At 48.7% G+C, this 14,620-nt stretch carries 10 protein-coding genes; 1 reads left to right on the top strand and 9 read right to left on the bottom strand.

The features are described from left to right. Positions 1 to 150: 150 nt before the first annotated feature. From mutL to guaB, 6 genes are read right to left on the bottom strand one after another with little or no spacing between them, the layout of a single operon-like run. On the bottom strand, positions 151 to 1,968 hold the full coding sequence (gene mutL / locus HMPREF1254_RS08990; RefSeq protein ID WP_023058327.1) for a DNA mismatch repair endonuclease MutL: 1,818 nt from the start codon (positions 1,966 to 1,968) through the stop codon (positions 151 to 153). A 30-nt stretch (positions 1,969 to 1,998) separates the two neighbouring features. Further along, positions 1,999 to 2,298, bottom strand: coding sequence for a hypothetical protein (locus HMPREF1254_RS08985; protein WP_023058355.1), 300 nt, complete (start codon positions 2,296 to 2,298; stop codon positions 1,999 to 2,001). Next, entirely contained in the window at positions 2,295 to 3,971 is a 1,677-nt protein-coding gene (locus tag HMPREF1254_RS08980) for an OstA-like protein (RefSeq protein ID WP_023058342.1), read from the bottom strand. The genes HMPREF1254_RS08985 and HMPREF1254_RS08980 overlap by 4 nt, the downstream gene beginning before the upstream one ends. Then, complete coding sequence (locus tag HMPREF1254_RS08975; protein ID WP_023058362.1) at positions 3,968 to 5,422, bottom strand: peptidylprolyl isomerase; 1,455 nt, start codon at positions 5,420 to 5,422, stop codon at positions 3,968 to 3,970. The genes HMPREF1254_RS08980 and HMPREF1254_RS08975 overlap by 4 nt, the downstream gene beginning before the upstream one ends. Before the next feature lie 35 nt (positions 5,423 to 5,457). Next, positions 5,458 to 6,888, bottom strand: coding sequence for a foldase protein PrsA (locus HMPREF1254_RS08970; protein WP_036891200.1), 1,431 nt, complete (start codon positions 6,886 to 6,888; stop codon positions 5,458 to 5,460). A 45-nt stretch (positions 6,889 to 6,933) separates the two neighbouring features. Then, positions 6,934 to 8,418 (bottom strand): IMP dehydrogenase, encoded by a 1,485-nt coding sequence (gene guaB, locus HMPREF1254_RS08965; RefSeq protein ID WP_023058351.1) that lies wholly within the window; start codon positions 8,416 to 8,418, stop codon positions 6,934 to 6,936. 463 nt (positions 8,419 to 8,881) lie between these two features. On the opposite strand from guaB, the gene HMPREF1254_RS08960 reads away from it, so the two are divergent. Continuing rightward, positions 8,882 to 9,730 carry an alpha/beta hydrolase gene (locus tag HMPREF1254_RS08960; protein ID WP_023058350.1) on the top strand — a complete coding sequence of 283 codons (849 nt, stop codon included), beginning with the start codon at positions 8,882 to 8,884 and terminating at the stop codon, positions 9,728 to 9,730. A 589-nt stretch (positions 9,731 to 10,319) separates the two neighbouring features. Here the strand turns inward: HMPREF1254_RS08960 and recQ are convergent. From recQ to clpP, 3 genes are all read right to left on the bottom strand, one after another. Next, a complete protein-coding gene (gene recQ / locus HMPREF1254_RS08955; RefSeq protein ID WP_023058370.1) occupies positions 10,320 to 12,497 on the bottom strand; it encodes a DNA helicase RecQ in 2,178 nt (725 codons plus the stop codon). A 99-nt stretch (positions 12,498 to 12,596) separates the two neighbouring features. Continuing rightward, the gene (clpX, locus tag HMPREF1254_RS08950) at positions 12,597 to 13,844 is read right to left on the bottom strand and encodes an ATP-dependent Clp protease ATP-binding subunit ClpX (RefSeq protein ID WP_023058335.1); all 1,248 of its coding nucleotides are present in this window, start codon (positions 13,842 to 13,844) and stop codon (positions 12,597 to 12,599) included. Beyond that, entirely contained in the window at positions 13,831 to 14,520 is a 690-nt protein-coding gene (gene clpP / locus HMPREF1254_RS08945) for an ATP-dependent Clp endopeptidase proteolytic subunit ClpP (RefSeq protein ID WP_036879712.1), read from the bottom strand. Before clpP ends, clpX begins: the two co-directional genes overlap by 14 nt. Positions 14,521 to 14,620: the final 100 nt, after the last annotated feature.

Here is a 14,620-nt window from a genome sequence, read left to right as displayed (position 1 = left end):
TCAAAAAATCATCTTAAACAAGATAGCATATAGTGCTAATCGTGGACAAAGATAATAATAAAAATTAAATATAATCACTTTTCTCCCATAAATCAACCTTTTTGATGGGGAAAAACAGCTTTTTTAATAATTCAAGTCTATTTTAGGCCTTTATGAATCGAACAAGCGCTCTATTTCAGACTGTTGGAGAATCTGTAAGATAGATTTACCATCAGGCGTATAATTTACATTTTGACACCTGAACAGACTATTGACAAGGTTTTCCATTTCGTCATTATTCAGCACTTGTCCTGCTGGCAAGGCTGCATTTCGTGCCAAACTCAAAGCCAAAGCCCGATGCACTTCTTCTATCGCACTGGAATCTTTCTCTTTGGCAGACACCAGCATATCGCGTATCAGTTGGACGGCATCCAGTCCTTCAATCCCCGATGGGACGGCCTGAATGGCATAATCATGGTTGCCCATGGCGGTAAACTCGAAGCCCATGGCGACAAATTCCGGCATGAGCTTGGCAAAGTTCATCGCTTCGGATGGAGAAAATTCAATCAACTCGGGGAACAGCATTTTCTGCGGATAGGCTTTCTGATTTTTGATTTGCTGCAAATATCGTTCGTACAACACCCTGACGTGTGCGCGGTGCTGGTCTATCATCATCAATCCCGACTTGACGGCCGTCATGATGTACTGACCCTTATATTGATAATGTATGGGAGATTTGTCTTCTACCAGTTCATCGTCGCTGCCTGCCCCTTCATTAGCAGACTGATCAAAAACATTGGGTATGGCGGTCGGCTGACTGATGCTGTCGTAGAGCTGTTCCCAATGGTCTGTTGATGGCTTTGATGCGGGTTCAACCCCTTTAAACGGATTGTATTGCGGATTGTAGTTCACTTTTGGCACCGCTGCACCATCGTTTCCTGGCGTATAGACGGGAATATCGGGCTGACCCTGGGTGTCAAACTCGATTGATGGCACATCATTGAAAAGTCCTACCGCCTCTCTGACTGCCGCAAACAGGATTTGGAAGATGGCCTGTTCGTTCTCAAACTTGATTTCAGTCTTGGTGGGATGGATGTTGACATCGATATCCTGCGCCTTCACCTCAAAGTAAATAAAATAAGGTACCTGCTCGCCTTGCGGCACCAATCGCTCGAAGGCGTTCATCACGGCCTTGTGGAAATAAGGATGCCGCATGTAGCGGTTGTTGACGAAGAGATACTGATGCGCTCCTTTTTTCTTGGATGATTCTGGCTTGCCGACAAAACCACTCAGTTTACACATCGACGTCTCCACGCCCAATGGCAGCAGGTCTTGATTGATGCGCTTGCCAAAAATGTCAACGATTCTCTGTTTCAATCCTCCTGGACGGAGGTTAAATAGTTCCGACCCATTGCTGTACAAGGTAAAGGCCAACTGTGGGTTGACCAAGGCAATGCGTTCGAAAGCCGAGATGATGTGGTTGAGTTCTGTGGTATTTGATTTGAGGAAACGGCGACGAGCTGGGACGTTATAGAACAAATTGGCGACCATAAAATTACTCCCTACCGGACATGAACAAGGTTCTTGCCCCATAAATTTGGACCCGGCGATAGACAAATGAGTACCCAACTCATCTTCTTCCCGACGCGTCTTCAATTCTATTTGCGCCACTGCGGCGATGGATGCCAGGGCTTCACCGCGAAAGCCCATGGTTTGCAAGGCGAACAAATCGTCGGCATTGCGGATTTTGGACGTGGCATGACGCTCAAATGACAAACGGGCATCTGTGTCAGACATACCTTTTCCGTCATCAATCACTTGGATGGAGGTCCGTCCAGCGTCCTCAACAAGGACGTTGATTTCCTTGGCGTCGGCATCAACGGCATTCTCCACAAGCTCTTTGATAACACTTGCGGGGCGCTGAATCACTTCACCAGCGGCTATCTGATTGGCTACGATGTCGGGTAAAAGTTGTATAACGTCCTTCATTCTCCTGGTTCTTTCTCCTTTTATTGTTTTCTATACGGGCAGCCGCTTCAGTTGGATGAGCAACCACAACACAACAAATGCCAGCAACACAACGAACAGTGCTTGCAGCAACACGGTGGCAATCGAAAGAGATTTCCTTCGGTGGGCATGATGGGAAGAGCGTCTGATAGTCCCCTTCAACTGCGCTTCAGCATCATAAGGTTGCTTCTCTTGTTGACCCAATGCAGCCTTAGCCCGGCGTTCCATCGCCTTCAGACGTTCTTTTCGTTCGTCCACATAGAGATACTGATGCTGAAAGCCACGCGGCTTTGGTTGCTGAAAGAAACTCATGGCGTTGCTCCTTTCTTTCGATTCAATCGTTGCAGCGGAGCTTGCTGTCGTGGCACATACTTCAGTTTGTTGCCTCCTTCTTTCCCTCGCCAACGGAAGACATCATCCTTATCCTTCGGTCTGATGTCTGCAAACCAGGCAAAGTCGGGCAAGCGTTCCTTATTGGCTGGTATCTGTGACATCGGATAAGAGGTGCCCACCGCCTTGGGTGTCCATATCCTCTCGAGCTGTCGGTGGTCGGCAAAATACATTTTCATCGTATCTGTTTCCAGATAATTCATCATCACCAATGAGCTGTCCTTGTCATCAAGGGGGTAGAATACCGACAGCACATTGCTCACTGCGACCGTCTTCCTGATGTTACCATCGGTGAAGTAAGCGTGCATTTCTTTTGATGACAATTGATTGTAATGATCTTTTTGGTCAGCCTGTTCTATCGACAATGCCTGCCCAATGACGTGCGCCTCACGAATGGTACTATCGTTCATATACAAATGAATCTGCTCTCCCAGAAGCTGACGATTGTTGTTCCAGATGATGGGATCTTGATACATGGTCATGCACGAGTCCTCCGTACTGAACACCAACGAGTCGCATACCGCCTGAAGGTCTTTTCGGTACACCCTCACCTTATGATATGCATGCACTTTGCGATACATGGAGTCGGTGTTGATATGAAAGGTAAACAACTTCAACGTATCACCATGCATGTACAAAGTGTCCTTTTGCGAATAGTCGATGACCAATGCACTGTCGGTGGCCACGCCTTTCCCCGTCTTTTCATTGTACTGAAGATAGTTGGCCATTAGTGAGTTTTTGTTTTTCTTATCAACGAACACCACGTTGCCGTGGCCATGACTGTCGCCCGTACGACTGTCATAGAACAGACTGTCACCCGTAATGGTTTTCTCTCCATCCACAATGGTGGACCTGCCATACAGCTGCGCCTGATCGCTCTTGGTGTGGAAAAATGCATCTTTGGTTTCCACCACACTCGACTTGGTGGTTATCTTGGATGGCCCCAGCACATGGGCAATTGATTTCTTGGTGTCATAATGCAGCGTATCTGTGGTGACAACCCGTTCAGGGCTCTTGAGTTTCACATTATAGTAAAACACAGCTTGTCGGGTCTCAGTGTTATATTCACCCCAGTCGGAAACCAGTCGGTCCTTCCCATCTATCAGTGTTCCACCCTCAAAGAAATAAGCATTCTTGTACAGTCGGTCATAGTCCAGACTGTCGGTACGCAAGATTTGTCGGCGGTGTTTCAGCACCACATTCTTCCTGGCCCGCATCACTTGTTCCTGTCCATCATAATCAGCTCGGTCGGCTGTCAGTGAGAGGGTGTCGCCTTGTCGGAAACGTACATGTCCGAAAGCCTGCATGGAGTTGTCGGCCTCATAGAAGTAAGCACTGTCACAGGTCAGCCTGGCACCTTGATGTCTAAACGACACATGCCCCTTGAGTATCTGCGCCTCGGGATTGGGTCCATACAGGTCATAGCGCAACTCATCCGCATGCAAGAGTTCTACGCGGTCTTTCTTTTGCGTCTTTCTCTTGTTGCGCTGAGCAGGAAGGACCTGCGCCATACAAAGTCCAAACAGGCATAGACTCACGATGAACCTGATTCTATGCCCGCCCTTTGAAAATAATTTACCTGTTCGATTAATCATCTAACCCAACCTTCGTATTCGTATTCACCCGACTTGTAGCGGTCTTTCATCCGCACATACGTTTTCTTAATCTTATTGACCACCCAATTGTGGATAAAGTCTTGTCGCTCCTTGGCCAACACGATGTTCTGCATTACCTGATAGTCTTCCGTTATCGTGGCACGGTGTCCATCGATACGATTGCGCAGTCGGACAAAGGCGCAAACGGTCTTGCCGCGCTTGTTAATCATTCTAAAAGGCTTAGACACATCGCCCACCTTCATACCTTCCACTACTCGAGCCACTTCCGTAGGCAGATCTTTCATCTGGAATCTTGAAGACAGACTTCCGGTCATCGGATCCACAAAAGCCATCAACCCTCTGTTGTTACGGGTGTCTTTGTCATCCGAAATGAAGGTTGCTACGTCACCAAAAGACAATTTCTCACCTTTTATATAAAAGCTGTCTTTGCGGAGCTGCGTTGCAATGGAGTCAAGTCGCGTTAGCGTTTTGTTCACCTCTTCATCGGTAACCTTCGGCTTGATTAAGATGTGGCGAACCTTGATTTTATCACCACGCTTGTCAACCAGCTGAATGATGTGAAAACCAAACTCCGTCTCTACAATCTTTGAAATCTTTTTCGGATCCGTCAGGTTGAAGGCCACGTTGGCGAATGCCGGGTCGAGCATGCCACGCCCTGTGTAATCCATTTCACCTCCCTGGCGAGCAGAACCTGGGTCTTCTGAATAAAGACGAGCCAACGTGGCAAAGGTGGTTTCACCCTTGGTTACACGCTCGGTATAGTTACGCAATTCGTCCTTCACCCGATTGATTTCCTCAGGTAAGATTCGTGGCGTACGGGTGATAATCTCTACTTCCACCTCTGTTGGCACAAAGGGGATACTGTCTTCAGGCAGGTTCTTGAAATAGGCACGCACGTCAGAGGGAGTCACTTTCACATCCTCCACTAATTTTTCCTGCATGCGCTGCACGAGCAAATTATTGCGGAAATCATCGCGCAACTGTGCCCGCATCTGCGCAATGGATTGCCCGCGATACTGTTCCAGCCGCTCCACCGAACCGCCTGCCATCTCTATCCAACGATTGATTTGCCGTTCAATGCCTGCGGACACCTGTGATTCCTGCACCTTGACAGAGTCCAATTCAGCCTGATGCAGGAACAGTTTCTGAACGGCGATCTGCTCCGGTATGGCGAAGTCGGGATTCCCCTTGAACTTTACGCCCTCGGCCTCAGCCTGCAACCGCGACATCTCCACATCCGACTTCAAGATGGGTTCATCACCAACCACCCAAATCACCTCGTCAATGACACTCGATTCAGGGGCACGCCGCTCCACATTCGTAGAGTCGGCCACAGGATGAACGGCAGCAGAGCCATGCGGCCGGGCACTGATTCCCAGCACGACCGTGAGTGCCAGAAGGGCACAGCCCACGTTAAAAGTCTTATTCATGTTTCTTGTTTTGTCTGTTTACGCACCGCCGAACCTCAATGCTTGTTCACCGTGGCGAGCACGCTGCGGTTCACGGTCACGGCATATTGTTTACGAAGCCTCTCCACCCATTGCTTCTCCAGTTCATCTTGATAGTCAGCGACCACTTGTGCTTTTACGTCCCGATAGTCCTTCGGGGCCTTCAGTCTTCTGCCGTAGGTGGCGGCGTAAGGAAAATTTTTCTCGGGCTTCAGCGGCACTTTCTTCCCAAAGACATTCCTGTCTACCAGCGAATTGTCACCTGCCTTGAAGATACCCTTCTCTACCTTAACGCGCAAGATGCTGTCGTTATTGAATGTGCTGCGCAGTTTTTCCGTCCATTGGTCAAACGGCAGTTGTTTCACTACCTTCCGCACAGCCTTTACATCTTTTTTATCTTTTGTATAGTAGGCGATGCCTTTGAATCTGGGTTGCTCCCACTTATACTTTTTCTTGTTTTTCTTAAAATAGTCAGCCTGGCCCCTTTCATCGCTCTGCGCCTTGGCCCAAACTTCTTTACTGCTGATTTCAAAGAGCAAAAGGCCATCGTGATACTCCTGAATGAGATATTTCAAGTTTGAATCTTTCGCCACCATTTCAGCGCACTTCTTGGCCAGCACCTCGTCCGCAGTCACGTTAGGTCCGGCAGCCTTGGCTAAGGTTTCTATCTTTTGCGAGATGATTTGCTCGCGAATGCCCCGCTGCTCGATGAACCGCAAAATGCTGGTTCGCAACGAATCGTATGGGAAGAATTTGCCTTTGTCTTTCATCAACACAATGTGATAGCCGGCGGGAGAGAGAAAAGGTTTGCTAAGCTCACCCTTGCGTAGGGAGAAAGCCATGTCTTCAAACTCTTTCAGCGTCTGCCCTTTCTCTATCCATGGCAGTTCGCCACCCTGCTCAGCCGAGCCCTTGTCGTCAGACAGACGCTTGGCAAGCGTGGCAAAGTCGGCACCCTTCAACAGGGCATTGTAAACCGAATCAGCTCGCTGCTTCGCCTGGTTCTTCTTGTCCTCACCATCGGTCTGGCGAATACCAAACAAAATGTGTGCCGGTTTTACCAGTCCGCCCACACCGTCAACACGCTGCTGGGCTTCTCTGTAAATCTCACGAGCGCGCTGCTCTACGTCGGCATCCGTAATCATGGCTGGCCTGATTTGCTGGTCACGATAGGTAGCAAACTCGGTCTTGAACGAGCGAGCCGTATCCATTTTGGCAGTTTGGGCGGCCATCACCTTCAACTTGTAGTTGATGAACAAGTCCACATATTCGTCAACGGTCTTCTTGTCGATTACGCCTTCCGCATTGTTCTTGTTATAAGAATATTCAAATTCCGAACGCGTGATGGGCTGACCGTTGATGGTCATCACGACAGGATCGGTCTGCTGTGCCAGAGCCATGCTGCTACAGCAGAGCATGATCGTTAAAAGCTTTTTCATTTTTCTCATGTCTCGATGCTAATCTGTCTTCACCGGGAACTCCCGCCAAATCGTTTACTCCGGCCGGCTGTAGTTGGGAGCCTCACTGGTGATGGAGATGTCGTGCGGATGACTTTCCAAAACGCCTGCGTTGGTGATGCGCACAAACTTCGCATCATGCAATTCCTCTATGGTTGCCGCCCCGCAATAACCCATGCCGGAACGCAGGCCACCCATCAACTGGTAAATCACCTCCTGAACGGTTCCCTTGTAAGGCACACGGCCGGCGATGCCTTCCGGCACCAGCTTCTTGACGTCCGTGGTGTCTGATTGGAAATAGCGGTCTTTCGATCCGTTCTTCTGCTCCATCGCCTCCAGACTGCCCATGCCGCGGTAGCTCTTGAACTTACGACCGTTGAAGATGATGGTCTCGCCAGGACTTTCCTCGGTACCTGCCACCAACGACCCAACCATCACCGAGCTGCCGCCGGCAGCCAAAGCCTTCACCACGTCGCCCGAATAGCGCAGTCCGCCGTCGGCAATCAACGGAACGTCCGTGCCTTTCAGCGCGGAGAATACGTCGTAAACGGCCGACAACTGCGGAACACCCACTCCGGCCACTACACGAGTAGTGCAGATTGAGCCAGGCCCGATACCCACCTTCACGGCATCAGCGCCATTGTCCACCAGCATCTTGGCCGCGGCACCCGTAGCCACGTTACCCACAACAATGTCGATGTCGGGGAAGGCAGCCTTAGCCTCGCGCAGTTTTTCTATCACTCCCTTTGAATGACCATGAGCCGTATCAATAACCACGGCATCGGCACCTGCCGACACCAATGCCTCCAAACGCGCCATGGTGTCAGCAGTCACGCCCACGCCGGCAGCCACGCGCAGCCTGCCTTTCTCGTCTTTGCAAGCCATGGGTTTGTCCTTGGCCTTGGTAATGTCCTTGTAAGTGATGAGTCCCACCAACTTGTTGTTGGCATCCACCACCGGCAACTTCTCTATTTTATGTTCCTGCAAGATTTGTGCAGCCGCAGCCAAGTCGGTCCTGGCATGCGTGGTCACCAGGTTTTCATGTGTCATCACCTCGTCGATGGCCTTGTCCAACCGGCGCTCAAAACGCAAGTCACGGTTGGTCACGATGCCAACCAGATGCCCGTCGTCATCAACAACCGGAACACCTCCGATGTGATAGCTGCGCATCATTTCCAGCGCATCCCGCACGGTCTTGCCGCGACGGATGGTCACTGGGTCGTAAATCATGCCGTTCTCGGCACGCTTCACGATAGCCACCTGGTGTGCCTGTTCCTCAATCGACATGTTCTTGTGTATCACGCCGATGCCTCCCTCGCGTGCGATAGCGATGGCCATGGCCGACTCGGTGACGGTATCCATGGCGGCCGACACGAAAGGAGCGTTCATCTCGATGTGACGAGAGAATTTGGTTTTCAACTGAACCTCCTTGGGCAAAACTTCAGAATAAGCGGGAACTAACAGGACGTCATCGAAGGTAAGACCGTCCATCATAATTTTATCTGCAACAAATGATGACATATTTAGGTACCTTATTTAAAAATTTATTGCGTGCAAATTTAGCAATAAAAATCCACATCTGCCGCACTTTTCCCGTTTTTCTATGTCATTTAATTGAAATTAACGCGACGATCGCTGCCACATCAAAAACACACAGCAACTTGTTAGGACACCAGGCTTTACTTGTTTTTTGAATTGTATTTGTTTGCACTTACACTTAATTTCTTCTCGTCCAATTGTGGGGTTTGCAAAGATTCTGGCTGTAATGAATATCCATAGCCATCCCCCTGCTCCCACCGCAACAGAATCACTGTAAGTAAACGCAGCGAGAAAAAACCATAAACTCGCTATTTTTATCAATCCTTCCTATCTGGAAAAGGAAAAAATGTATACCTTTGCATGGCATCAATAGCTACTGACAACCTTTGCATTTGCCCGCAACCAATTGATTCTGCCAGAAATTACTATTTTAAACAATATAACAATGAAAAAGTTATTTTTATTATTTTTTATCTTTTGGATGAGTGCACCATCATGGGCTGGTAAAGTAATTACCGACAGCATACACAGTAAGGTGCTGAATAGTACGATTAAATACAATGTCTATCTGCCCACAGGGTATGAGCCAGCATCACAAAAGTATCCCATTGCCTACTTGCTGCATGGTCTGTATGGCACATATAAAGACTGGGCTATGAAAGCAAACATGAGAGAGGTTGCAGATGAATTGATTAAAGCCCAAGAGGCTGTACCCATGGTTATTATTATGCCCAACGCAGGACATCCTGATGCAAGAAATCATTGGAATGGCTACTATAACATGCCTGGATGGAACTATGAAACGTTCTTTTTTACCGAACTGATGCCTACCGTAGAGAAAAAGTATCATACCTATACCGACAAAGCGCACCGGGCCGTTATGGGACTTTCGATGGGTGGAGGTGCCAGCACCGTGTACTGCCAGCATCATCCCGAGCTTTTCTCATCGTCTTTTGCCATGAGTGCTTGGCTGGACACCAAAGAACCAGAAGTTGCCCCGCATGGAAAGGACAAGTTATACTATGTCTGCAAATCGGTTCGTGACCACTCTGCAATTGATTTCATGTTGAATGCAAATGAAGCAACAAAGCAGCAGCTGCGCACAGTACGCTGGTTCTTCGATTGCGGAGATGACGATCCTGATGTAGGAGACTCTTTTAACCTTCACCAGCTTTGCAGCAAAGCAGGCCTCAAAAGCGAACTTCGCATTCGCAATGGTGTTCACAACTGGGAATATTGGCACAGCTCATTAAGACTTGCCCTTCCATTTGTATCGATTGGGTTTAGAAATTAACGGTTTAAAAGGCGGCAACAACCGCTTTCTCAACATCTTTTAAAAAGGCAAAAAGGCACTGATTTGACGTGCCTTTTTGCTTGTTCCATCGCTCCATTCTATCTCTACATCTTCACTAAATGCTTACCGAATACGAGCACGAGGGTTTTGTTTGTGACGCTTTAATTTCGGGCATGACAAAAGCATTATTTACATGGTGTATTCATCATGTTACATGGTTCGTAGAAAAGAGCATGGAGTTTGGTGCTTAAACCCATTGACTTTAGGTGCCAAAAGCATGGAGTTTAGCCATCAAACTCCATGCTTTTCAAATCTATCATCATTCGATTAAAAAACCGACTCGAATTAGCGCAACCGAACGTTGCGGATGCACGAAGGGAAAAAGGCATCTGCGATGAGCAGCTATATACCATGAAGGGGCGGCATGCTCACCCTCCCTATCATTTCAGGAATAGTGGGAATACCGCCCCTCCATCGTTATTTTCCTCATTTCTCCCATCTTGCGTTTCACTTTTTCTCTGTTCACGAAGTGAAACGCCTTGATTACTTACAAACAATAACAAAAAGTGTACGGGAGATTGAAAGAGTGTTAATTGGCTAAATCAGAAATGAATTTGAGGCGCACCAAGCGCAACTCCTCCTTGGTATATATGTCGCCCAACTCTTCCATGGCCAGTTTCAAACCATCCGACTCGCTATCCAAGAAGTAGTCGTAGATTTCGTCCACATGCTCTTCATCCATCACATCTTCCACAAAATAGTCGATGTTGATTTTGGTTCCGCTGTATACAATGGCTTCCAGCTCGTCGAGCAGTTCGTCGAAGTCAAGTCCCAAGGCATTGGCGATGTCATCGAGTGCCACCTGCAGATCAATGCTCTGAATGATTTTGATCTTGGTCATGCTATTTTTAGCTACCGTTCGTACACGCATCTCTTCGGGTCGTTCTATGTGATTCTCTTCACAATGCGCCTTGATCAGCTCGACGAATTTAGGGCCATATCGCTTGGCCTTTCCGGCTCCCACGCCTTGAATCTGTTGCAATTCCTCCAAAGTAATGGGGTAATCGGTAGCCATCTGCTCCAACGAGGCATCCTGGAAAATGACGTATTTTGGCAGGTTCAGCTTGGCCGACATTTGCTTTCTCAGATTTTTCAGCATACTGAAGAGCGCCGGATCGAGTACGCCGGTTCCGCCCTTTGGTGCCTCGACCTCATCGTAATCGCTGAACTCGGTATCCAGTGCGACCATGAACGACACGGGCTTTTTGATGAATTTCTTGCCGGCTGCCGTCACTTTGAGCACCCCATAGTTCTCCACTTCCTTTTCGATGTATCCCGCGATGAGTGCTTGGCGAATGACGGGATTCCACATCTTGGGGTCTTCGTCCTCGCCGGAGCCAAACTCTTCCAGCTCATCGTGCTTGTGCGAGGTGATGTCTTCTGTGGTTTTGCCCATGACAAAATCAACGACATAACCCTGACGGAACTCTTCTTTGAGTGCTACAATGGCCTTGAGAATGATGAGCAGGGCGTCCTTGCCCTCGCGCCGCTCTTTGGGATGCAGACAGTTGTCGCAGTTGTGGCAGTTGTCCTGCCGATATTCTTCCCCGAAATAGTGTAGCAACATCTTGCGTCGGCACACGGAAGACTCGGCATAAGCCGCCGTTTCTTGCAGCAGTTGGCGGCCGATGTCTTGCTCTGCCACGGGCTTTCCCTCCATGAACTTCTCCAACTTTTTGAGGTCTTTTCGTGCGTAGAAAGCCACACAGATGCCCTCACCGCCATCTCGACCGGCACGTCCTGTCTCCTGATAGTATCCCTCCAGACTTTTCGGGATGTCGTAGTGGATGACAAAGCGCACGTCGGGCTTGTCGATACCCATGCCAAAAGCGATGGTGGCCACGATGACATCGATGCGCTCCATCAAGAAGTCGTCTTGCGTTTGTGAGCGGGTGGCGCTGTCCAAACCTGCATGATACGGAGCCGCCTTGATGTTATTCGCTTTCAAAACCTCAGACAATTCTTCCACTTTTTTGCGCGACAGGCAATAAATGATGCCACTCTTGCCCTCATGCTGACGAATGAACATGATGATTTGACGGTCGATATCCGAGGCTTTTTGGCGTACCTCGTAGTACAGATTGGGACGGTTGAACGAGCTTTTAAACTCGCGAGCATCCGCAATTCCTAAGCTACGCTTGATGTCTGTGCGCACCTTATCGGTGGCGGTTGCCGTCAAAGCGATTACAGGGGCATCGCCTATCTTGTTGATGGTGGGTCGGATGTTTCTATATTCCGGTCTGAAATCGTGTCCCCACTCTGAAATGCAATGCGCCTCATCGATGGCATAAAAAGAGATTTTGACGGTCTTTAAGAACTCAATGTTTTCTTCCTTATTTAAAGACTCTGGAGCTACATACAACAACTTGGTACGCCCCGAGCGGACATCGTCCATGACCTGTTGGATGGCAGCCTTGTTTAAAGACGAGTTAAGGAAATGGGCTACGCCTTCTTCCTCACTGATGCCATTGATGACATCTACCTGATTTTTCATCAAGGCGATGAGGGGAGAGATGACAATGGCGGTACCCTCCATGAGCAAGGAGGGCAGTTGATAGCATAAACTTTTCCCTCCTCCTGTTGGCATCAATACAAACGCACTGTTACCTGCCAAAAGGTGATTGATGATAGCTTCCTGTTCGCCTTTGAAAGAATCAAAGCCAAAGTAGAGTTTTAACTTCTCTGTAAGATTAACTTTTTTCGCCATAGTGTTTCATTAGTGCCGATGTGTTCGGCGGGGATCAGGTCCTTCCCCGCCGAACAATCCGACTTAGATTATCGCTATTGTGTTTCATTGTGCGGCTGTTTAAGCCGATTCCAATTTCTGTAGATGAGCCTTGTCGAGCTGCTCCTGGGTGTATTTGAGCGTCACTTTGAAGCTCTTGACATGCTTGGAGGGGATTTCGAACATGGCATCCATCATCACCGACTCCACGATAGAGCGCAAACCACGCGCACCTAATTTATACTCAACAGCCTTGTCAACCATGTAATCGAGCGCATCTTCGGCGAACGTCAACTTGATTCCGTCCATCTCAAACAGCTTGATATATTGTTTAACAATCGAATTTTTGGGTTCTACCAAGATTTTGCGCAACGCCTCTCTGTCCAAAGGATTCAGATAGGTGAGCACAGGCAGACGGCCAATAATCTCGGGAATCAGTCCGAACGATTTCAAATCTTGCGGCAAGATATATTGCATCAGGTCGCCCTTGTTGATGTTCCGCACGTTCTGCACCGAGTTGTAACCCACCACATGCGTGTTGAGTCGCTGCGCTATCTTACGCTCGATGCCATCGAAAGCACCGCCGCAGATAAACAGGATGTTCTTCGTGTCCACATGGATATAGTCTTGGTCGGGATGCTTGCGACCGCCTTTTGGCGGCACATTCACCATGGTACCCTCCAACAATTTCAAAAGTCCCTGCTGCACGCCCTCGCCACTCACATCGCGTGTGATGGATGGATTATCGCTCTTGCGGGCAATCTTGTCAATCTCGTCAATGAAAACGATGCCCCGCTCGGCTGCCGGCACGTCATAATCGGCCACCTGCAACAGGCGCGACAAGATGCTTTCTACATCCTCACCCACATATCCAGCCTCGGTAAACACCGTTGCATCAACGATGGTGAAAGGCACATCGAGCAGTCGAGCAATGGTCTTGGCAAGCAACGTCTTACCCGTTCCCGTTGAGCCTACCATGATAATGTTGCTCTTCTCAATCTCCACACCGTCATCATTTTTGGGCTGCTGCAACCGCTTGTAATGGTTGTACACTGCCACCGACAGATATCGTTTGGCGTCATCCTGCCCAATGATGTACTCATCGAGATAAGCCTTGATATCCTGTGGTTTGGGAACTTTCTTGAGTTTGAAGGGCTGGTCACTGGCGTGCTGTTCCACTTCTTCATCCAGTGCTCCAGAAGCCACGGCTATCTGGTAAGCCTGCTGAACGCAATCCTCGCAGATAAATCCGTCAGCTCCCGTGATGAGCAGTCGTACTTCTTGCTCGCTTCTTCCGCAAAAACTACACTTTTTCTTAATCGTCGGCATTTTCTCCTTTTTGTTGTTTCCTAACCAGCACCGTGTCAATCATTCCATATTCCTTCGCCTGCTCTGCGTCCATCCAGTAGTTTCGGTCCGAATCTCGGTAGACTTTCTCGTACGGTGTGTGAGAGTGATTGGCGATGATGGTGAACAATTCTTTCTTGAATTTGATAATCTCCTTGGCTTCAATCTCGATGTCAGAAGCCTGTCCCTGCACGCCTCCGAGCGGCTGATGAATCATCACCCTACTGTGTGTCAAGGCACTACGCTTTCCTTCCTGTCCTGCTACCAGTAACACGGCAGCCATCGAAGCCGCCATGCCTGTACAGATGGTTGCCACGTCTGACGAGATAAACTGCATGGTATCGTAGATACCCAACCCTGCCGTGACGCTTCCGCCAGGACTATTGATGTAGATGGAGATGTCCTTGCCACTGTCTGCGCTGTCGAGGTACAACAGCTGCGCTTGCAAAGTGTTGGCCGTATAGTCGTCAATCTCCGTTCCTAAGAAGATAATTCGATCCATCATCAGGCGCGAGAACACATCCAACTGCGTTACATTCAGCTGACGTTCTTCCAAAATATACGGGTTAAGATATCGCGCTTGACTCTTGATGACGTCATCAAGCACCATGCCATTCATCCCCAAGTGTTGAGTGGCATATTTTCTAAAGTCATTCATTTTGTTTTTATCCTTTCTCATTATAATATAAAAGAGGTTATCGACACTTTTTAAAACCTCGATTATACAAAGTTAATAAAAAAAGTCGATAACCTCTTGT

Origin of the sequence: Prevotella sp. BV3P1 (genome assembly GCF_000479005.1) — a bacterium.
Taxonomy (GTDB): domain Bacteria; phylum Bacteroidota; class Bacteroidia; order Bacteroidales; family Bacteroidaceae; genus Prevotella.
The sequence above is the reverse complement of the archived record's forward strand: the minus strand, read 5'-3'. Positions and strand labels throughout refer to the sequence as shown.

Coding starts and splice junctions, on each gene's coding strand:
- mutL (WP_023058327.1), bottom strand. CDS start 1,968: ATGAAGGACGTTATACAACTTTTACCCGACATCGTAGCCAATCAGATA.
- HMPREF1254_RS08985 (WP_023058355.1), bottom strand. CDS start 2,298: ATGAGTTTCTTTCAGCAACCAAAGCCGCGTGGCTTTCAGCATCAGTAT.
- HMPREF1254_RS08980 (WP_023058342.1), bottom strand. CDS start 3,971: ATGATTAATCGAACAGGTAAATTATTTTCAAAGGGCGGGCATAGAATC.
- HMPREF1254_RS08975 (WP_023058362.1), bottom strand. CDS start 5,422: ATGAATAAGACTTTTAACGTGGGCTGTGCCCTTCTGGCACTCACGGTC.
- HMPREF1254_RS08970 (WP_036891200.1), bottom strand. CDS start 6,888: ATGAGAAAAATGAAAAAGCTTTTAACGATCATGCTCTGCTGTAGCAGC.
- guaB (WP_023058351.1), bottom strand. CDS start 8,418: ATGTCATCATTTGTTGCAGATAAAATTATGATGGACGGTCTTACCTTC.
- HMPREF1254_RS08960 (WP_023058350.1), top strand. CDS start 8,882: ATGAAAAAGTTATTTTTATTATTTTTTATCTTTTGGATGAGTGCACCA.
- recQ (WP_023058370.1), bottom strand. CDS start 12,497: ATGGCGAAAAAAGTTAATCTTACAGAGAAGTTAAAACTCTACTTTGGC.
- clpX (WP_023058335.1), bottom strand. CDS start 13,844: ATGCCGACGATTAAGAAAAAGTGTAGTTTTTGCGGAAGAAGCGAGCAA.
- clpP (WP_036879712.1), bottom strand. CDS start 14,520: ATGAATGACTTTAGAAAATATGCCACTCAACACTTGGGGATGAATGGC.